The organism is Spirillospora sp. CA-142024, from assembly GCF_050942325.1.
GTDB lineage: Bacteria > Actinomycetota > Actinomycetes > Streptosporangiales > Streptosporangiaceae > Spirillospora.
This window is the reverse complement of sequence record NZ_CP192077.1, coordinates 4356158-4375025: the sequence shown is the minus strand read 5'-3', so window position 1 is coordinate 4375025 and position 18868 is coordinate 4356158. Positions and strand designations below refer to the sequence as shown.

19 protein-coding genes are annotated in these 18868 nt (G+C 71.1%); 11 read left to right on the top strand and 8 right to left on the bottom strand.

The window, feature by feature from the left end; translation table 11 throughout:
• The first annotated feature begins 86 nt into the window (after positions 1 to 86).
• The 4 genes from ACQPZP_RS21070 (at position 87) to ACQPZP_RS21055 (ending at position 4112) form a co-directional block, all read left to right on the top strand.
• Complete coding sequence (locus ACQPZP_RS21070) at positions 87 to 1064, top strand: S1C family serine protease (RefSeq protein ID WP_433479308.1); 978 nt, start codon at positions 87 to 89, stop codon at positions 1062 to 1064.
• A 116-nt stretch (positions 1065 to 1180) separates the two neighbouring features.
• Positions 1181 to 1834 (top strand): DUF6962 family protein, encoded by a 654-nt coding sequence (locus ACQPZP_RS21065; RefSeq protein WP_433479307.1) that lies wholly within the window; start codon positions 1181 to 1183, stop codon positions 1832 to 1834.
• A gap of 190 nt (positions 1835 to 2024) precedes the next feature.
• Entirely contained in the window at positions 2025 to 2861 is an 837-nt protein-coding gene (locus ACQPZP_RS21060) for a geranyl diphosphate 2-C-methyltransferase (protein WP_433479306.1), read from the top strand.
• Between the two features lie 51 nt (positions 2862 to 2912).
• Entirely contained in the window at positions 2913 to 4112 is a 1200-nt protein-coding gene (locus ACQPZP_RS21055) for a family 2 encapsulin nanocompartment cargo protein terpene cyclase (protein WP_433479305.1), read from the top strand.
• On the opposite strand, the gene ACQPZP_RS21050 is transcribed toward ACQPZP_RS21055, so the two are convergent.
• Together ACQPZP_RS21050 and ACQPZP_RS21045 are read right to left on the bottom strand one after the other, a co-directional pair.
• On the bottom strand, positions 4106 to 4267 hold the full coding sequence (locus tag ACQPZP_RS21050; RefSeq protein ID WP_433479304.1) for an MFS transporter small subunit: 162 nt from the start codon (positions 4265 to 4267) through the stop codon (positions 4106 to 4108). The genes ACQPZP_RS21055 and ACQPZP_RS21050 overlap by 7 nt on opposite strands.
• A gap of 24 nt (positions 4268 to 4291) precedes the next feature.
• The gene (locus ACQPZP_RS21045; protein WP_433479303.1) at positions 4292 to 5674 is read right to left on the bottom strand and encodes an OFA family MFS transporter; all 1383 of its coding nucleotides are present in this window, start codon (positions 5672 to 5674) and stop codon (positions 4292 to 4294) included.
• Positions 5675 to 6212: 538 nt separating this feature from the next.
• Here ACQPZP_RS21045 and lexA point away from each other — a divergent pair.
• From lexA to ACQPZP_RS21010, 7 genes are all read left to right on the top strand, one after another.
• Positions 6213 to 6875: a transcriptional repressor LexA gene (gene lexA / locus ACQPZP_RS21040; protein ID WP_433479302.1), complete on the top strand. Its 663-nt coding sequence runs from the start codon at positions 6213 to 6215 to the stop codon at positions 6873 to 6875.
• Between the two features lie 310 nt (positions 6876 to 7185).
• Positions 7186 to 7833: a methyltransferase gene (locus tag ACQPZP_RS21035; protein WP_433479301.1), complete on the top strand. Its 648-nt coding sequence runs from the start codon at positions 7186 to 7188 to the stop codon at positions 7831 to 7833.
• 33 nt (positions 7834 to 7866) lie between these two features.
• A complete protein-coding gene (locus tag ACQPZP_RS21030) occupies positions 7867 to 8802 on the top strand; it encodes an ABC transporter substrate-binding protein (RefSeq protein WP_433479300.1) in 936 nt (311 codons plus the stop codon).
• Entirely contained in the window at positions 8799 to 9698 is a 900-nt protein-coding gene (locus tag ACQPZP_RS21025; protein ID WP_433479299.1) for an amino acid ABC transporter permease, read from the top strand. The genes ACQPZP_RS21030 and ACQPZP_RS21025 overlap by 4 nt, the downstream gene beginning before the upstream one ends.
• Positions 9695 to 10456, top strand: a complete 762-nt coding sequence (locus ACQPZP_RS21020; protein WP_433479298.1) for an amino acid ABC transporter ATP-binding protein — start codon at positions 9695 to 9697, stop codon at positions 10454 to 10456. Before ACQPZP_RS21025 ends, ACQPZP_RS21020 begins: the two co-directional genes overlap by 4 nt.
• Before the next feature lie 26 nt (positions 10457 to 10482).
• Positions 10483 to 11622, top strand: coding sequence for a pyridoxal phosphate-dependent aminotransferase (locus ACQPZP_RS21015; protein ID WP_433479297.1), 1140 nt, complete (start codon positions 10483 to 10485; stop codon positions 11620 to 11622).
• Positions 11615 to 12208: a TetR/AcrR family transcriptional regulator gene (locus tag ACQPZP_RS21010; protein ID WP_433479296.1), complete on the top strand. Its 594-nt coding sequence runs from the start codon at positions 11615 to 11617 to the stop codon at positions 12206 to 12208. The genes ACQPZP_RS21015 and ACQPZP_RS21010 overlap by 8 nt, the downstream gene beginning before the upstream one ends.
• A 19-nt stretch (positions 12209 to 12227) precedes the next feature.
• On the opposite strand, the gene ACQPZP_RS21005 is transcribed toward ACQPZP_RS21010, so the two are convergent.
• Genes ACQPZP_RS21005 through ACQPZP_RS20980 form a run of 6 tightly spaced genes read right to left on the bottom strand, consistent with a single transcriptional unit; the run spans position 12228 to position 18862 of the window.
• A complete protein-coding gene (locus ACQPZP_RS21005) occupies positions 12228 to 13421 on the bottom strand; it encodes an MFS transporter (RefSeq protein WP_433479295.1) in 1194 nt (397 codons plus the stop codon).
• 46 nt (positions 13422 to 13467) lie between these two features.
• A complete protein-coding gene (locus tag ACQPZP_RS21000; RefSeq protein ID WP_433479294.1) occupies positions 13468 to 14472 on the bottom strand; it encodes a Gfo/Idh/MocA family protein in 1005 nt (334 codons plus the stop codon).
• Positions 14473 to 14502: 30 nt separating this feature from the next.
• Positions 14503 to 15360, bottom strand: a complete 858-nt coding sequence (locus tag ACQPZP_RS20995; RefSeq protein WP_433479293.1) for a sugar phosphate isomerase/epimerase family protein — start codon at positions 15358 to 15360, stop codon at positions 14503 to 14505.
• Positions 15357 to 16253, bottom strand: a complete 897-nt coding sequence (locus ACQPZP_RS20990) for an ATP-binding cassette domain-containing protein (protein ID WP_433479292.1) — start codon at positions 16251 to 16253, stop codon at positions 15357 to 15359. Before ACQPZP_RS20990 ends, ACQPZP_RS20995 begins: the two co-directional genes overlap by 4 nt.
• On the bottom strand, positions 16250 to 17299 hold the full coding sequence (locus ACQPZP_RS20985; protein ID WP_433479291.1) for an ABC transporter permease: 1050 nt from the start codon (positions 17297 to 17299) through the stop codon (positions 16250 to 16252). The genes ACQPZP_RS20990 and ACQPZP_RS20985 overlap by 4 nt, the downstream gene beginning before the upstream one ends.
• 45 nt (positions 17300 to 17344) lie before the next feature.
• Positions 17345 to 18862: a CoA-acylating methylmalonate-semialdehyde dehydrogenase gene (locus tag ACQPZP_RS20980; RefSeq protein WP_433479290.1), complete on the bottom strand. Its 1518-nt coding sequence runs from the start codon at positions 18860 to 18862 to the stop codon at positions 17345 to 17347.
• Between the last annotated feature and the right edge of the window lie 6 nt (positions 18863 to 18868).

The following is an 18868-nucleotide window of genomic DNA, read 5'->3' as shown; positions in this document are numbered from 1 at the left end:
GCCGCCACGGTTCTCGCGCCGTCACTGAACGAAACGCGGGGTGATCGGAGTACTCACCATTGAGGCCTGAACGGTGAGGAGCCCCCGTGAGCTATCCAATGAACACCGATCCCCGGTACGGCGTGGGACACGACACCATCCGGTACGAGCTCGGCGACGATGCCCGGTACGGTCTGGACGAGCCGCGCGGCCCGGGCTTCCCGTCCCCGTCGCCCCCACGTACGTGGCCCCAGGACGATCCGTTCAGGCGACCGGCGCCGTCCGGCCCGTGGGCGCCGCCCGACGACCACGAGCCCCGCCACGCCCGCAGGAGCGGCCCCGGCCGGGCGGTGGTCGCGGCCGTGCTCGCCGCCCTGCTGACCGGGGGCCTGGCCGGCGCCGTCGCGGGGCGCCTGACCGCGGGCGGAGGGGTGTCCACGGCTCTGCCGCGGTCCGGTGGCGGGCCGGCGACCGGCGGGGCCGCCACCCTGAGCGACGTGGCCGCGCGGGTTCAGGCGAGCGTGGTGTCGATCGAGGTGCGGTCGGGGAACGGGGGCGCCACCGGGTCCGGGTTCGTGATCGACCGGCAGGGGCATGTGCTGACCAACGCGCACGTGGTCGAGGACGGCGGCCGGGTCGCCGTGGTGCTGGCGAACCGGCGCAACGTCCCGGCGCAGGTCGTGGGCGCCGACCGCGCCAACGACCTCGCGGTGCTGGCGATCCCGTCCGGGCAGAGCCCGGCGCCGCTGGCGTTCGGCCGCCTCTCGGACGTGCGGGTCGGCGACCCGGTGCTCGCGCTGGGCTCCCCGCTGGGCCTGCAGGGGACGGTCACCGGCGGCATCGTCAGCGCGCTGAACCGCGAGGTCCGCATCGGACAGGGCGGAGCGGGCACCGCGCTGCAGACCGACGCGTCGATCAACCCCGGCAACTCCGGCGGCCCGCTGGTCAACGCGCGCGGCGAGGTGATCGGCGTGAACACGGCGATCGCGACGCTGATGCGCGGCGGGGGCGGCGGCTCGATCGGCATCGGCTTCGCGATCCCCGCGGACCGGGCGAGGGAGGGTGCCCAGCGACTCGCCCGCTGAAGCCGCGCGGAGGCGGCGTCGCCATGGCCCGAGCGCGACCCGGTACCGCCTGGCCGCCCGGTTTCCGGTCCCGGCCATGACCACCCTCGCTTGGCATGTCGGATATGCCGGGTAACGTGCGAAGTGTGCTTGCCGAACCCGCTCAGTCCCTGAGCGATCTCGCGCTAGGCGTGATCGTGGTGGCGCTCGCCGTCAGGCTGGGACGCTCGCCGACGGTGCATCGGCACTGGCGCACGTCCTTCTGGTGGGCGGGCATCGCGGCGCTGGCGGGGTTCGTCCACCACGGCGTCGTGGCGTACTCGGAGCGATGGGCGGGGCCGAGCTGGGCCTTCATCAGCGCCATGGTCGTCGTCGCGGTGTCCTACCTGCTGGCGGCCACCGTCGCCGAGGTGCTCGGCCCGCGCCACCGCACGACGTTCTGGCTGCTGCGCTCGATCGGGCTCACCGCCTACGTCGTCCTCGCGGTCACCGGGCACGCCGGCGTCTCCGCGTTGCTGGCCTGCGAGAGCCTGACCATGGTCAGCATCCTGGCCCTGTGGGGCTGGGCGGCCCACCGCCGCCATCCGATGGCCGGCCCGGTGATCGTCGCACTGGTCACCAGCGGCGCGGCGGCGGCCACGAAGGCGATCGACCCGAGCCTCGTCCGGCCCGTCGCGCTGGACCCGACCTCGGTCTACCACCTCGCCCAGATCGTGGGCATGGTCCTGCTCTACGCGGCCGTGAGCGCCTCGCGCCGCCCGGACCGCGAACCGCACGCCGTCGCCGGGTGATCCGGCCAACTGTCCCGGGTGGGACATTTGCGGGACGGGATGCCTGGCTTCTGTGCTGAGCGGTCCCCTTCCTGACACGGACCGTCACCGTTAGCTTTCATCGCGTGACTGAGCGCATCGATCCTGAACCGGTCCGCGCCGGGCCGGGCCTGCCCGCCCGCCGGAACACGCCGCCGAGAGGAGAACGCCCATGACCGCCATCGCCAGCGTCTACCAGAACGACGTGGCCACCTACTGGAACACCGAACGCAACCCGGTCAACCTGCGCCTGGGCGACGTGTCGGGGATCTACCACCATCACTACGGCATCGGCGAGGTCGACCGGTCCGTGCTGGAGGCGCCGGAGGACGCCCGCGAAGAGGCGATCATCGCCGAGCTGCACCGGCTGGAGAACGCCCAGGCCCAGTTCCTGCTCGGTCATCTCGGCGACATCCGGCCGGAGCACCGCCTGCTGGACGCCGGCTCGGGCCGGGGCGGCTCCAGCATCATGGCCAACGCCGCCTTCGGCTGCCGGGTGGACGGCGTCTCCATCTCCCAGGCGCAGGTGGACTTCGCCAACGCCCAGGCCGCCGAGCACGGCGTGGCCGGCAAGGTCCGGTTCCACTTCAAGAACATGCTCGACACCGGCTTCGAGGCCGGCGCGTTCCAGGCGATCTGGAACAACGAGTCGACGATGTACACCGTCCTCGACGATCTCTTCGCGGCGCACTCCCGGCTGCTCGCCCGCGGCGGCAGGTACGTCACCATCACCGGCTGCTACAACGACGTGTACGGCCTGCCGTCCAAGGCGGTCTCCACGATCAACGCCCACTACGTGTGCGACATCCACGCGCGCAGCGCCTACTTCCGCGCGATGGCGGCCAACCGGCTCGTGCCCGTCACCGTCGTCGACCTGACCGCGGACACGATCCCGTACTGGGAACTGCGCCGGAAGTCGTCGGTCGCCACCGGCATTGAGGACACCTTCCTGGAGGCGTACCGCGACGGCAGCTTCCAGTACCTGCTCATCGCCGCCGACCGCATCTGAAACCGTCCACGCCAGACCCGTCGCCTTCGGGCAGAGGCAGGTGAGCAGAGCATGGAAGCGACGCACCACCGATGCAGCGGCGCACGCGGCCCGTCCGCACCGCCCGCGGGCACGGTCCCGCCGGGACCGGCCGGCCCGGGGGCCGCCGCGGCGCTCCTGCCGTCGCTGATCGCGGCGGCGCGTCCCAGCCGCGAGCCGTCCTACGGCGACCTGCTCGCCGGGCCGCCTCCGGGCCCTGCCCGCGGCGGTCCCGGCTACGCCGAACGAGCGTGGGGGGACGGGTCGCACTCACCGCTCTACTGCCCGGTTCCCGAACGGACCGACGACGCCCTCGCCGGGGAGGTGGACGCCCGGCTGATCTCCTGGGCGCGCGACTGCGGGTTCGCCGACCACGAACTCGACGCGCTGACCGGTGCCGCCTTCGGGCGGCTGGTCACCCTCGCCCATCCCGACACCGACGACCCCGACGCCCTGCTGGTGGCCGCCCAGCTGAACGCCGGATGGTGGGCGGCCGACGACTACTACGCCGACGACACCGCCCTGGGAGCCGTGCCGGCGCGGCTCCCGGCGCGGCTCGCACTCGCGATGTCGGCCATGGACCCGGTCCCGCCCGCGGGCGAGTTCACTCCCCCGCTGACCGAGGCCCTCCGCGACGACCTGGTCCTGCGGATGCTCGGATCGGCCGTCGGCCACCTGAGACGCCACGCCACCGACGCGCAGGTCCAGCGCGTCTGCTACTCGACCTTCGCCATGTTCGTCAGCTGGACGGCCTACGCCGCCTGGCGCGAGACGGGTGAGCATCCGCCCGCCTGGGAGTACCTGGCGGCGCGCCAGCACGACAGCTTCTACACCTCGATGACGCTCGTCGACGTCGTCGGCGGCTACGAACTCCCGCCCCACCTCTTCTACGACCCGCGGGTCCGCCGCGCCGCCTTCCGGGCGGGCACCGCCAGCGTGATCGTCAACGACCTCCACTCGGTCGCCAAGGACGCCGCCGACGAGAACCCGGTCTGCAACCTCGTCCTGCTGATCGCCGCCGACCGGGACGCCTCGGTCGAGGAGGCGACCGAGATCACCGTGGCCCTCCACAACGACCTCGTCCGCGACTTCGAGGCCGGCCACCGGGAGCTCGCGGCCGTCCCCTCCCCCGAGCTCCAGCGGTTCCTGCGGGGGCTGCGGGCCTGGATGGGCGGCGGCTTCGAATGGCACGCCACCAACCCCCGCTACGCCGCGGAGGCGGACGGTCAGTGACCGAACAGGGGAAGGATCGCCCTGATCGTCTCGACCACGCCGTAGATCAGCGGGATGCCGACGATGGACCACGAGATGACGAGCCGCGGCGCGTCCCCGCCCGGGGACGCGTCGAGCCGGCCCTCGTCGGAGGCGGAGCCCTCAGGTGACGCCATGGTGCACTCTTCCTTCGCTCGTTCTCAGGTGGCGGGGCTGGGGTCCGAGACGCGGGGCTCGGCGCCGGGCACGTGGTGACGTTCCGCCACGGGGCGGATGAACAGGTTGGCGGCGAAGCCGATCGCGAGGACCCCGACCATGGTGAAGAGGGCGGGACGGTAGTCGGCGGCCACCAGCGCGCCGGGTTCGCCGCGGGCGTCCAGGAACCGGTTCACGATCAGCGGCCCGGCGATGCCCGCCGCCGACCAGGCGGTCAGCAGCCGGCCGTGGATGGCGCCGACCTGGTAGGTGCCGAACAGGTCGCGCAGGTAGGCCGGGACGGTGGCGAAGCCGCCGCCGTAGAAGGAGATGATCAGCGCGGCGAGGGCGACGAAGAACGCGGTCGAGGCGTCGCCGAACATCGCGAGCACGATGTAGGCGGCCATCCCGACACCGAGGTAGCCCACGTACGTGGGTTTGCGGCCGATGTAGTCCGAGGTCGAGGACCAGACGAACCGGCCGGCCATGTTGAACATGGAGAGCAGCCCGACGAAGCCGGCCGCCTCGGTCGCCGACACCGAGGTCGAGCCGCCGGAGCGGAAGAAGTCGCTGATCATCGGCCCGGCCTGCTCGAGGATCCCGATGCCGGCGGTGACGTTGCAGAACAGCACCGTCCACAGCAGCCAGAACTGCGGCGTCCTGATCGCGGACGCCGCGGAGACGCTGCTCGCCGTGACCATCGCCCTGGCGCGCTCCGCCGCGGGGTCGAATCCGTCCGGGCGCCATCCCGGGGCGGGCACCCGGACGTTGAACACGCCGAGCATCATCACCAGGAAGTAGACGATGCCGAGCGTGACGAAGAGCAGCGCGACGGCCCTGCCGGACGCGGGGTCGCCGTCCGGGTCGTAGCGGGACAGCAGTTCGCGGGACAGCGGTGAGGCGACGAGCGCGCCGCCGCCGAAGCCCATGATGGCCATTCCCGTCGCCAGGCCCGGCCGGTCGGGGAACCATTTGATCAGCGTCGACACCGGCGAGATGTATCCGATGCCGAGCCCGATCCCGCCGATGAACCCGTAGCCGATGTAGACCAGCCAGAGCTGCTCGGTGGCGATGCCCAGCGCGCCGACCAGGAAGCCCGAGGCCCAGAAGCAGGCCGCGGTGAACATCGCGCGGCGCGGGCCGACCCGGTCGACCCAGGTGCCCATGACCGCCGCCGAGGCGCCGAGCATGACGATCGCGATGGAGAAGATGACGCCGATCGCGGTGAGGCTGACATCGAAATGCTTGACGAGGGCGGTCTTGTACACGCTGGTCGCGTACGCCTGCCCGATGCAGAGGTGGACGGCGAGCGCGGCCGGGGGGATCAGCCAGCGGTTGTAACCCGGTTTCGCGACGGTGTGCCGCTGGTCGAGGAAGGAGAGCGCCACTGCGGGCCTCCGGTTCGGGAGCGTGTCCGGACAGGTGGTGCGCCCCCGATGGTGAAGACCATAAACACAAACGTGCTACATGAACACCCCTCTGCGCCAGCAGGATGTTGAGTGTCCTGTGGAGGACACGAGCGCGCGCTGGCGTCTCTCCTCCCGCATCGGACGGTCTTTTCCAGGTCTAGGTCAAGGACCGGACCGTCCCTCCGATGGTCGGAGGGACACTTACAACGGAAAGAGGTCATCTGACATGGCATCTGTCAGCCGTAGGAGCCTGCTCGTCGCAGGCGCTGCGGGCGCCCTTCTCGCCGTCACCGGCACGGGCAAGCCGCGGAGCGAGCAGCCGAAGAACGGGACTCCGTGTCCCCCCGCGACTCCGACGTCGGGCAAGAAAACCGACAAGTGAGTAACGGGTCCTGAAAAGGGCCGGCCTCCCCTCACCGGGGGGCCGGCCCGCGTCTTTCGCCCACCGAGCCCCTCATCGCCCACACCCTGCCCAAGGTCCCGCGATCCCCGGCCGCGGGACCCTACAATCCCGTGGGTGACCACCTACAGCGATCTTGATGCGTTCGGGGACCTGGACGCCTCGGCTCTGCCCCCGCGCCAGCAGCGGATCCTGGTCACGATCCGGGACTGGGTGGTCAGATACGGCTATCCCCCGAGCACGCGGGAGATCGGCGACGCCGTCGGGCTGCGGTCAACGTCGTCGGTGTCGCGGCATTTGGCGAGCCTGGAGGAGAAGGGCTTCCTGAAGCGCGGGCCCTCGCTGTCCCGGCCGATCGACGTGCGCGTGTTCCTCCAGGAGCACCCGCCCGGGGAACTCGCCGACGATCGGGTGTCCGTCCCCGTGGTCGGCCAGATCGCCGCAGGCACGCCCATCACGGCGGAAGAGCACGCTGACGACATGCTGATGCTGCCCCGCGAACTCACCGGGCGCGGCACCGTCTTCGGCCTGCGGGTGCGGGGAGACTCGATGATCGGTGCGGCGATCTGCGACGGCGACATCGTCGTGGTCCGCCGGCAGCCGGAGGCCCATTCGGGCCAGATCGTCGCCGCGATGATCGACGGCGAGGCCACCGTGAAGGTGTTCCGGCGCCGCAACGGTCACGTCCATCTCGAACCCTGCAACCCCGACTACGACGTCATCGACGGCGACGAGGCCGTCGTGCTCGGCATCATCGTCTCAGTAGTGCGCAGCGTCTAGTGCCCACATTCTGAACCCCCGCCGCTCACACCGCACCGGCCGCACGCCGTCACGCTCACCGTCACCCCGCAGGGCACGACGGCGCACCGCCGCCTTCGTCATCGCGGTGGTGTAGGGCCACGCGCGCACCGCGAGTGGGAGGACGCCCGAATCCCTGACGGGCAAGGGCATCTCGTCGCCCGTCCACGTCCTCGCTGGTGAGGACTGTTTATCACGGATCGATAACATCGCCGGCCGTCCATTGACGGCACCTGCCAAGGCAAAAGAGACTCAGCCCTCAACTGAGAATGCATTCCATATTGAGGACTGGATGTCGATGCCTCCCTTCGACCGTGACCACATCCGCACCGTTCCCGACCTTCCGCGCGCGCCGGCGGACCGGATCGCCGGCTTCGCCGGGGTCCCGGTCGCGGTCATCGGGGACGCGATGGAGCGGCTCGGCATGTGCGACGCGGGAATCGGGTCGATCACCCCCGGCCGGACGGCGGTCGGCTCGGTGCTTCCGGTACTGGTGCGCAGCGGCGACAACGCGGGCGTGCACGCATGCCTGGAGTACGTCCGCCCCGGAGACGTCGTCGTCGTCAGCGGCCAGGCCGACATGTCGCGCGCGCTCGTCGGCGCCCTGCTGGCGCGCAAGTTCGCCGCCGCCGGGGCCGTGGGGGTGGTGATCGACGGGTGTGTGCGCGACCAGGCGGAACTCCGCGAACTGGGCTTCCCGGTATGGGCTCGGGGGGTCACGCCCGCCGGGCCGTACAAGCACGGACCCGCGGTCATCGGCGAACCCGTCGCCGTCGGGGGTGTCGTGGCGGCCGCCGGTGACCTGGTGGCCGCCGACGACGACGGCGTCATCGTCGTGCCCGCGGCGCGGGCGGCGGAGATCCGCGCCGGCGTCGACCTCGTCCTGGAGAAAGAGGCGGCGATGCTCGCCGCCATCAAAGGTCAGTCCTCCGATCACTAGCGGTTCCGGCCTCCCTTCCAGAAAGGCACCCCCATGCGTCTGCGCATCCTCACCGCGGCCACCGCGCTGCTGGCCGCCGGATCCACGGCCCTCGCCGGCTGCTCGTCCGACACCGGCGTGGCCGCCGGCGCCGCGAAAGGCGGGTCGGGCGAGAACGGCCTCGCCGCGTCCTCGGCCGTCGGCGAACTGAAGGTCGACACGGCGGCACGCGACCTTCTTCCCGAGGGCGTGCGGAAGTCGAACGTCCTGAAGGTGGGCGGCTCGACGGATATCGCGCCGTACCTGAGCGTCAACGGCAAGAACCTCGTCGGCGTCGAGGCGGACTTCATGACCGCACTGGGCCGCACCCTCGGCGTGAAGTTCGAGGTCGGCAACACGAAGTTCGCCGCGATGGTGCCCGGGTTGCAGTCGCAGCGGTTCGACGTCGCGATGGCCGACTTCAGCGACACGCTCGAACGGCAGAAACAGGTCACGTTCGTCGACTACACCCGGGCCGGGCAGATCCTGATCGTGCCGAAGGGCAACCCGCTGAAGCTGAAGGCGGTCGCGAACCTGTGCGGGCATTCCGCCGCAGGCCCGACAGGGAGCCTTTCCGTGGACATCGCGATGGCGCAGTCCAAGAAATGCACGGATTCCGGTGACAGCGCCGTGAAGGTGCAGCGGTACCCGACCGCCGCGGAATCCGCGCTGGCATTGCAGAGCGGACGGATCGACACGCTGGCCATCGACTACGGCATCGCGTCGTCGCTGGTCCAGCAGTCGCAGGGGAAGCTGCAACTGACCGGCGGGCTCTTCGGTAAGGGCTTCCACGGCGCGGCGTTCCGCAAGGACGACCAGGACCTTCAGAAGGCGTTCACCGCCGCGTTCACGACCCTCATGAAGAACGGCACGTACAAGAGGATCCTGGACCATTGGAACCTGCCGCAGATGTCGCTGGACAAGGTCGTCACGAACGGCGCGACCGAATGACCACGCTCCCGGCGCGCGTTTCCGGACGGCCGCGGATCGAACGGCGCAGGCATTACGGCCAGTACGTCGCGGCGGGCGTGCTCGTCGTCGCGGCGCTGTTCCTGGCGAAGTCGCTGGCCACCAACCCGCGCATGCAGTGGCCGATCATGTGGCACTACCTGTGGAACACGCACGTCGTGTCGGGCCTGGTCGTCACGCTCGTCATGACGGTCGTGTGCCAGACGGCCGGCACCGCTCTCGGTTGCCAGCTGGCGGTGATGAGACTGTCGCGCAACCGCGTGCTCCAGGCGACGTCGGGCCTGTACATCTGGTTCTTCCGCGGTACCCCCCTGCTGGTCCAGCTCATCTTCTGGTACAACCTCGCCGCGCTCTTCCCGACGCTCGGCGCGGGAATCCCGTTCACGGGGATCGGCTTCAGCGTCGCCACCAACACGCTCATCAGCGGGCTGGTCGCCGGGTTCCTCGGATTCACGCTCAACGAGGCCGCGTACATGGCGGAGATCGTGCGGAGCGGCATCTCGGCGGTCGACCCCGGCCAGCGCGAGGCGGCCCTGTCGGCCGGCATGACCGAGACGCGGTGCATGCGGCGGATCGTGCTGCCGCAGGCCATGCGGGTGATCGTGCCGCCGACCGCGAACCAGGCGATCAACCTGCTCAAGGCGACCAGCCTGGTGGCCTTCATCTCCGGCGGCGACCTGCTCACCAATATCCAGGACATCTACGCGAACAATTTCGCGGTCATTCCGCTGCTCGTCACCGCGAGCGTCTGGTACCTGATCGTCGTCAGCGTCGCGTCAGTCGGCCAGCGGTACCTGGAACGGCACGTCGGGCGCGGGTTCACCACGTTCAACGACGCGCCCGAACAGGCACGGGACAAGCGGGAGGCGGCCGGATGAAGACCATCGTGGACATCCGTCACGTGTCGAAGTCGTTCGGCCGTCTCCAGGTGCTGCGCGGCGTGAGCCTGGCCGTGCCCTCCGGGTCCGTGACCGCCGTGCTCGGGCCGTCCGGGTCGGGCAAGTCCACCCTGCTGCGCTGCGTCAACCACCTGGAGACGATCGACGACGGCGAGATCGTCGTCGACGGCGAGCACATCGGGTACGCGCGCCACGGCGACGTCCTCAAGGAGTTGTCCGGCCGCGCCCTGGCCCGGCAGCGGGCGTCGATCGGCATGGTCTTCCAGCGGTTCAACCTGTACGCGCACAAGACGGCGCTGGAGAACGTGATGGAGGCGCCCGTCCAGGTCCTCCGCAGGCCGGCGGACAAGGCGCGGGAACGCGCGATGGCGCTGCTCGAACGGGTCGGCCTCGCCGACAAGGCGCACGCCCACCCGGCGCAGCTGTCCGGCGGTCAGCAGCAGCGGGTGGCCATCGCCCGCGCGCTGGCCATGGACCCCAAGGTCATGCTCTTCGACGAGCCCACGTCGGCGCTGGACCCCGAGCTGGTCGGCGACGTGCTGGCCGTGATGCGCGAGGTCGCCGAGACCGGCATGACGATGATCGTGGTCACCCACGAGATCGGCTTCGCCCGCGAGGTCTCCGACCAGTCCGTCTTCATGGCCGACGGCGTCGTCGTGGAGGCCGGCACCCCCGACGAGGTGCTCCGCGACCCCAAGCAGGCCCGCACCCGCGACTTCCTGAACCGCGTCCTCTGACCACCACCAGCACGGAAAGAAGCCCCGTGGCAGCACAGAACGAGCTGGTGGCGCGGATCCGCGCCACCAGCCTGCGGACCCCCATGTCACCCCCGACCGGGGACGTGGTCTCACTGGCGATCGGCGAACCCGACTTCGCCACCCCGCCCGGCATCGTCGCCGCCATGAAGCGGGCGTTGGACGCCGGGCACACCCACTACACCGACCCGCTCGGCCTGCCCGAGCTGCGATCGGCGATCGGCGACCGCGCCGGGCGCGGCCACGGCCCGGACAACGTCACGATCACGCACGGCGGGTCGGCGGGGCTCGCGGCCGTCATCATGTCGGTCGTGAACCCCGGCGACACGGTGGTGATCGACGACCCGACGTACTCCCTGTACGCGGACATCGCCGCCGCCGCCGGGGGCACCGCGGTACGGGTGGCGCGGCGGGCCGACGGGCGGCTCGACCGCGAGCGGCTGCGCGCCGCGCTGGCCGGCGCCGCGCTGCTGATCGTCTGCCAGCCGGGCAATCCCACCGGCCGGATCCTGACCGCGGACGAGTGGCGGACGATCGCGGAGGCCACCCGTGGCACCGGCACGCTCGTGCTGTCCGACGAGGCGTACGGCGGCATCGTGTACGGCGACGGCTTCGTCTCCGTCCTCGACGTCGCGGACCTGCGCGACCGGGCGGTGCTGTGCCAGACGTTCTCCAAGACGTACGCCATGACCGGCTGGCGGCTCGGCTACCTGGTCGGCCCCGCGCCCGTCGTCGCGGACGCGGCGCTGGTGCACCGCACGATCAACGGCGCGATCAACACGGCCGCGCAGCACGCCGCGCTCGCGGCCTTCGACGCCGCGATCGAACGCGATCTGAAAGCGATGGTCGACCAGTATCGTGAACGCCGTGACGTCATGGGCGCGGAACTGGCGGCTGTCCCCCGGCTTACCTTCGAGCCGCCCGAGGGCGGGTTCTACTTCTACTGCGCGTACGACGACCCGCGCACGTCACTGGAGATCCGGGACGCGGCGCGGCGGTGCGGCGTGCTGATCAGGCCCGGCCGCGAGTTCGGCCCCGCCGGGGAGGGCCACATCCGGCTGTCCTTCGCCACGTCGGTCGCCGGCATCGAACGCGGGGTGCGGCGGCTGGCCCGGGTCTTCACCCCCCAGGAGCCGCCTGGTGCGTAGCGACACCGAACGCAACTACCGCATGCTGCTGAGGGTGGCGGAGGAGATGCTCGCGCACTCCGACGAGACGGTCACGCTCACGCAGATCGCGAAAGAGGCGAACATCGCGCCCGCCACGGCATACCGGTATTTCGGCTCCCTCGACGGGCTGGTGACCGCGTTCCGCGTGGAGGTCAACCGGGAGCTGATGGCGTTCAGCGAGGACTGCGACGCGGAGGGGCTGGACCTGCTGGCCGCCGTGTGCCGCCGATGGGTCGACCTGGTCGACGAGCACGGCCACGCGATGGCCCAGGTCCGCTCCCGCGAGGGCTACCTCACCCGGTTGCGCGCCGCCGTCCCCGACATCGCCTCCCAGGCCGCCGCCATGCGCCGCCCCCTCGCGGAGGCGGGCCGGGCCCTCGGTGTTCCGGACGCCGGCGACGAGGCCCTCCACCTCTGGAACGTCCTGTACGACCCCCGCGACATCCTCGACCTGCGGGCCACCCTCGGCCTGTCGATCGACGAGCTCGCGGCCCGCCTGTTCTCCGTCCTCTGCGCGGCCCTCACCGCGTGGAGCGCGCAGCCCTCGCCACCGGCCGACCGGTGACGGGGCACCCGGTGGGGACTCATCCCACGGTGCCGCGTAGCCGCGGGTGGAGCCGGGTGCCGAGTGCCAGCTGGGTCGCGGCCACAACCGCGAGCAGGCCATAGGGCACCGCGTACCCGCCCGTCGCGTCCCGTAGGGCCCCCACGAGCACCGGTGCCAGGGCGGCCGTGCTGTAGGCGACGGCAAAGGCGAGCGCCGCCAGGCGGCCGGCGGCGGCCGGGTTCGCGCCGCAGTCGACGATCAGGACCATGGCGAGCGAGAAGGCCCCGCCCAGGCCGAGTCCCAGCACCGCCGACGCGGCCCAGGGCAGCGTGTCCGGCAGCGCGAACAGCCACAGTGCACCGGTCAGCGTGCATCCGACCGCGCCGCCGAGGACGGGCCGCCGATCGACGAACAGATCGGCGAGAACCGGAAACACGAGCGCGCCGCCGAGCTGGGCGAGATTGCCGGCGGCCAGCAGCGCGCCGGCCGCCTCGGGACTCCAGCCGCGCGCCTGGTAGGCCGGGGGCAGCCAGGCCAGGTAGGCGTAGGCGAGAAAGGACTGCGCGGAAAGGAAGGCCGCCAGCAGCCATGCCGCCCGGCTGCGCCAGGGCAGCCGCACCATGGCCGCCTCGGCGACGGGCTCCCGGTGGGCTGGACGTTCGCGCGACCGGTGCCAGGCCACGGCGGCGAGGGCCGCCGGCAGCGCCCACATGGCCAGCGACCACCGCCACGATCCCAGCGCCCGCTCCAGGGGGACGGCGGTCGCGGCGGCGATGGTCGCGCCGAGCATCATCGCCACCGTGTAGGCCCCCGTCACGAGACCGGAGCGCAGGGGAAAGGCCTCCTTGACCGTTCCTGGCAGCAGCACGCCGCATGCCGATACGCCGATTCCGGCGACGAGCGTGCCCGCCAGAAGCGCCCACGTGTCGATGGCGCGCACCCCGTTGCCGACCATGACGCACCCCATCGCCGCCAGCGCCGTGGCGTCACGCCCGAACCGGTGGGCGAGGCGGTGCGCGGCGGGCGCGAACCAGGCCATGCACACGACCGGCAAGGCCGTGAGCAGCCCGGACGTCCAGCCGGACAGGGCGAGGTCGTGTTCGATGTCGCGTTGCAGCGGCGGCAGTGACGCGACCGTGGTGCGCAGGTTGACCGCCAGCAGCAGCAAGGTCGCGAGCAGAAGGCGCGGGTTTCGGGCCGCTCGCGGCGCGGCCAAGGTCGTCATTCCCATGCCCGCGGGCATGGGAATCGGACCTCCGGAGAGATGGCCGGGATCGTCACGCGTACAGGGCGGGCTTGTCGGGGAGGGACACTCGCACGCGCTGCCCGCCGGCATACGACGAGACGGCGGAGGCGGCGACGGCCACCGCGGCGAACCCGTCCCAGGCGCTGGGGCCGCCGACCACGCCCTCCCGGCAGCCGCGGACCCATGCCTGGAGTTCGTTCGTGTAAGCCTGGCCGAAGCGGACGCGCCAGTCGGCGGGCACCGCTTCGCTTCGCCGTCCTTGGACGCTGATGGCCGTGAAGCCCGGGTTCTGCACCGCCGCGGTGCCGAGCGAACCGACGATCTCGCAGCGGACGTCGTAGCCGTACTGGCAGTTGACGAACGACTCGACGTCCACGAGCACGCCGCCGGCGAGTTCGAGGATCACCAGCTGCGGATCCCTGAGGTGGGCCGGGGCCAGCGGGCTCCGGCGGGGAGCGAGCACCTCGACGGACACGATCTCCCGGTCGAACAGCCAGCGGAACAGGTCGAACTCGTGGACGACCGAGTCCGTCAGCGACATCTCTCCGGTGAAGCCGGCGGGCACGGCGGAAGTGCGGTGGACCGCGTGCGCCATCAGCGGCTCGCCGATGGTCCCGTCGGTCATCGCCGTCTTCAGCTCCAGGTAGGCGTGATCGAAGCGCCGCATGAAGCCGACCTGCAGGAACCGGCGGCCGGCCGCCGCCTCGGCCTCGACCACCTTCAGCGCGTCGGCGGTCCCGGTGGCCAGCGGCTTCTCGCACAGCACCGGTTTGCCCGCCGCGATGCAGGCGATCGCCTGCTCGGCGTGCAGGTCGCCGGGTGAGGCGATGACGACCGCGTCCACGTCGTCGTCGCAGATCAGGTCGAACGCGCTCGGGTGCGATCTGGCACCGACGCCGGCCGCGACCCGCGCCGCTCGTTCGGCCGCCACGTCGAACACGGCGGTGACCGCGGACCCGGCCACCTCCTGCGCGAGCCGCCCGACGTGTTCGGTGCCGATCATCCCGGTGCCGATCACACCGATCTTGAGGGGCATGCGTTCTCCTGTTCCGGGGGACGGGGACGACTATCCGGCGGCGTACCGCTGGATCTGCTCGCGATTGTGGATCGCCGACTCGCGGGCGCGTTCCTCCCAGGCGAACACGCAGACCGTGGCGGTGCCGTCGAAGTCCAGGTCCGCGAGGGTCTGGAAGAAGACGTCCCAGTCGACCTCGCCCTGCCCGACGTCCAGGTGCTGGTGGATCCGGACCTGGTCGGCCAGGCTCGGCGGGTTGACGATGTAGCGGTTGCCCGACGACGCGCGGTGGTCGAGGGAGTCGGCGATGTGGAGGTGTGTCAGCAGCGGCCCGGCGTGCCGCATGATCCCGGCGATGTCGCCGCCCTGATGGAAGGTGTGCGGGGCGCAGTACACGAACGAGACGAAGTCGGCGCCGATCCCCCGGACCAGGTCGACGGCCGCGCGGCCGTCCTCGACGAAGTCGTACGGGTGCGGTTCCAGGCGCAGCTCCAGGCCCTCGCGTTCGAAGATCGGCAGGAGTTCCTCCAGGGACCTCCAGAACTGGCGTTCGCTGTCGGCGGGCGCCACCACCCGGCCGTTGAACTCGGAGTTCATCACCGTGCAGCCCAGGTCCGCGGCGATCTCGATGGCGCGTTTCCAGTAGCGGACGGCGGCTTGGCGGTCCTCCTCGACGGGGCTCGCCCACTCGTAGAGCGGCAGCACCGAGGCGAGCCGCACGCCGGCGGCGTCCAGGGCCTTCCGGAAGGCGGCGACCGCCGCCTTGTCCGCCCTCGGATGCCGGTAGAACGGCAGGAAGTCGTCGCGGGGCGACAGCTCGATGTACTCGTAACCAAGATCGGCGACGACTCCGGGCAGCTCGGGGAGCGGCACGTGCCGCAGCATGTACGGGTCCAGGGCGATCTTCAATTCAGTTCCTCCTTCGCGGCGGCGGGTGCCGGGCGGCCGGTCATCTCGGCGGCCTTCCGCCCGAGTTCCTCGGCGACGTGGGCCAGTTCGCCGCCCGCCGTCCCGGCCCGTTCGAGTTCGTGGCCGAGCTGCTCCAGTTCGGTTCCACCGGCCATGAGCCCGGTGAGCTCCTCGCGGGTGATCTCGTTCTTGGCGTGGTAGCCGAGGCTGCGGCCGCGGTTGAGGATGAGGAAGCGGTCGCCGACCGGGTAGGCGTGGTGCGGGTTGTGGGTGATGAAGACGACCCCCAGCCCGCGCTCGCGGGCCTGGACGATGTAGCGCAGCACGACCCCGGCCTGCTTGACGCCGAGCGCGGCGGTCGGCTCGTCCAGGATGAGGACCTTGGCGCCGAAGTAGACGGCACGGGCGATGGCCACGCATTGCCGCTCACCACCGGACAGGGTGCCGATGGGCTGGTCGACGTCCCGCAGGTCGATGCCCATCGCGGCCAGCTCTGATTTGGTCGTTCTCCGCATGAAGCCGATGTCCAGGCGGGTGAAGGGCCCGAACCCCCTGCGCTTTTCCGAGCCGAGGAAGAAGTTGCGCCACACCGGCATGAGCGGGACGACGGCCAGGTCCTGGTAGACGGTGGCGATGCCGCGGTCGAGAGCGTCGCGAGGGGAACCGAACCGCACCGGCTCGCCCTCGACCTCGTACGTTCCCTCGTCGTGCTGGTGCATTCCAGCGATGATCTTGATGAGGGTGGACTTGCCGGCCCCGTTGTCGCCCAGCACGCAGGTCACCTCCCCTGCGCCGACCTCCAGGTCGACCCCGGTGAGCGCGATGACGTTCCCGTAGTGCTTCTCGCAGCCGGTGAGCCGCACCAGCGGCGTCCGTGTGCCCGTGTCGATCATTTGCTGACCTCCGCCCTGCGGCGGACCCAGAGGTTGAGCAGGGTGGCCGCCAGGAGCATCGCGCCGAGGAAGAACTTGAACCAGTCGGGATTCCAGCCCGCGTAGACGATGCCCTGGGTGGTCATCCCGAAGATGAAGGCGCCTATCGCGGCGCCCACCGCCGAGCCGTGCCCGCCCGTGAGCAGGCAGCCGCCGATGACGGCGGCGATGATGTACAGGAACTCGTTGCCGACGCCCTCGCCGGACTGGATCGAGTTGAAGGAGAACAGCAGGTTCATGCCGGTGAACCAGGTCAGTGCGGACACGGTCATGAACAGGCCGATCTTCACCCGGTTCACCGGCACGCCCACGCCGCGGGCGCTGTGCGCGGCGCCGCCCACCGCGAAGATCCAGTTGCCGACCCGGGTGCGCAGCAGCACCCACGTGGCGGCGGCGACGAACAGCAGCCACCACAGCACCGAGATGCGCAGGCTGGCACCGCCGACGCTCCACTCCTGGGCGAAGATCTTCTGCGCGGAGCCGAAGCCCTGCATGTCGGAGATGTTCGGGCTGGCGACGTTGCCGGTGATGATCTTCGTGACGGCCAGGTTCAGCCCCTGCAGCATCAGGAACATGGCCAGCGTGACCAGGAAACTGGGGATGCCGGTCCGGATGACCATGTAGCCGTTGAGCCAGCCGATCCCGAGCGCCACCAGCAGCGAGACAGCGATCCCCACCCACAGGTTCGCGGTGAGCTGGAAGCTGAACATCGAGGCGACCAGCGCGGAGCTGGTCACCGCGACGCCGGTGGACAGGTCGAACTCGCCGCCGATCATCAGCAGCGCGACCCCGACGGCCGGGATGCCGAGCGTGGAACTGGCGTACAGGATGGTCGCCAGCGCGTCCAGGCCGCGGAACGGCTCGGCGACCACGAAGAACAGGACGTAGACGCCGATCGCGCCGACCAGCGCGCCGACCTCGGGCCGCACCAGCAGCCGGGCCGTCAGCGACTTCTCGGTCAGGCGTTCGTCCGGCGGGCGAACGCCGGCGTCGAGCGTGTCACTCATGGGAAACACCTCCGATGGGCATGGGGTGGTGGTCGTCGGGAGGCATCACGTCGAAGTGGGGAAGTTCAGGTGCGCCGCGTGGCGTTCGTCGTGTCCGGTGCGGGCGTCGTGGTCCTCCGGCCAGCGGCTCGTGACCGCCTTGGCACGGGTGTAGAAGCGGACGCCTTCCGGGCCGTGGACGTGGGTGTCGCCGAACAGCGAGTCCTTCCAGCCGCCGAAGGAGTGGAAGGCCATCGGCACCGGGATGGGGACGTTGACGCCGATCATCCCGACCTGGACCCGGCGCTGGAACGTGCGGGCGGCCCGGCCGGACGAGGTGAAGATCGCGGTCCCGTTGCCGAACGGGTTGGCGTTGACCAGGTCGACGGCCTCGTCGAAGCCGCCCGCGCGCAGCACCACCAGCACGGGCCCGAAGATCTCGTCCCGGTAGACGTCCATGTCGGGGGTCACCCGGTCGAAGAGGCAGGGGCCGAGGAAGAAGCCGTCCCGGTGCCCGTCGACGCGCAGGTCGCGGCCGTCGACCACCAGTTCGGCCCCGGCCGCGACGCCGCGCTCGACGTACCCGGCGACGCGCTCCCTGGCCTCCCGCGTGATCACCGGGCCCATCTCGCTGCCCGGTTCGCGACCCGGCCCGACGCGGATCGCCCGTGCCCGCTCCCGCAGCCGCTCGACCAGGCCGTCGCCGGCGTCCCCGACGGCGACGACGACGGAGATCGCCATGCAACGCTGACCGGCGGAGCCGTACCCGGCGGCGGTGAGCTGGGCGGCGGCGAAGTCCAGGTCGGCGTCGGGCAGGACGACGGCGTGGTTCTTGGCGCCGCCCAGCGCCTGCACCCGCTTGCCGTTGGCGGAGGCGCGCCCGTGTACGTACTTCGCGATCGGTGTGGAGCCGACGAACGACACCGCGGCGATGCCGGGATGGTCGAGGATCGCGTCGACCGCGGTCTTGTCGCCGTGCACGACGTTGAACACCCCGTCGGGCAGGCCGGCCTCGGCGTACAACCGGGCGATGAGATTCGACGCCGACGGGTCGCGCTCGCTGGGCTTGAGGACGAACGTGTTGCCGGTGGCGATCGCGATCGGGTGCATCCACAGCGGCACCATGGCCGGGAAGTTGAACGGCGTGATCCCCGCGCACATCCCCAGGGGCTGGCGGAAGGAATGGGCGTCGACGCCGGTGGAGACCTGGTCGGAGTACTCCCCCTTGAGCAGCTGGGGGATGCCGCAGGCGAACTCGACGACCTCCAGGCCGCGCACGACCTCGCCGCGGGCGTCCGCGAGCACCTTCCCGTGCTCGTCGGCGATGATCTCCGCGAGCCGGTCGACGTGGCGCTCCGCGAGGTCGCGGAAGGCGAGCATGATCTTCGCCCGGCGGGTCACCGGCACGTCCCGCCATTCGTCGAAGGCCTTGGCGGCCGCCTGCACGGCGGCGTCGACGTCGGACGGCTCGGCCAGGGCGACCCGGGCCTGCTGGACGCCGAGCGCCGGGTCGTGGACGGCGCCGAACCGGGCCGAGGCGCCGCTCGTCTCCGCTCCGGCGATCCAATGCTGGATGGTGCGCATGAGGAA

Bases quoted from the DNA above. Each gene is read 5' to 3' on its own strand.
- ACQPZP_RS21060 (WP_433479306.1), top strand. From the start codon at position 2,025: ATGACCGCCATCGCCAGCGTCTACCAGAACGACGTGGCCACCTACTGG.
- ACQPZP_RS21055 (WP_433479305.1), top strand. From the start codon at position 2,913: ATGGAAGCGACGCACCACCGATGCAGCGGCGCACGCGGCCCGTCCGCA.
- ACQPZP_RS21050 (WP_433479304.1), bottom strand. From the start codon at position 4,267: ATGGCGTCACCTGAGGGCTCCGCCTCCGACGAGGGCCGGCTCGACGCG.
- ACQPZP_RS21035 (WP_433479301.1), top strand. From the start codon at position 7,186: ATGTCGATGCCTCCCTTCGACCGTGACCACATCCGCACCGTTCCCGAC.
- ACQPZP_RS21030 (WP_433479300.1), top strand. From the start codon at position 7,867: ATGCGTCTGCGCATCCTCACCGCGGCCACCGCGCTGCTGGCCGCCGGA.
- ACQPZP_RS21025 (WP_433479299.1), top strand. From the start codon at position 8,799: ATGACCACGCTCCCGGCGCGCGTTTCCGGACGGCCGCGGATCGAACGG.
- ACQPZP_RS21020 (WP_433479298.1), top strand. From the start codon at position 9,695: ATGAAGACCATCGTGGACATCCGTCACGTGTCGAAGTCGTTCGGCCGT.
- ACQPZP_RS21005 (WP_433479295.1), bottom strand. From the start codon at position 13,421: ATGGGAATGACGACCTTGGCCGCGCCGCGAGCGGCCCGAAACCCGCGC.
- ACQPZP_RS21000 (WP_433479294.1), bottom strand. From the start codon at position 14,472: ATGCCCCTCAAGATCGGTGTGATCGGCACCGGGATGATCGGCACCGAA.
- ACQPZP_RS20990 (WP_433479292.1), bottom strand. From the start codon at position 16,253: ATGATCGACACGGGCACACGGACGCCGCTGGTGCGGCTCACCGGCTGC.
- ACQPZP_RS20985 (WP_433479291.1), bottom strand. From the start codon at position 17,299: ATGAGTGACACGCTCGACGCCGGCGTTCGCCCGCCGGACGAACGCCTG.
- ACQPZP_RS20980 (WP_433479290.1), bottom strand. From the start codon at position 18,862: ATGCGCACCATCCAGCATTGGATCGCCGGAGCGGAGACGAGCGGCGCC.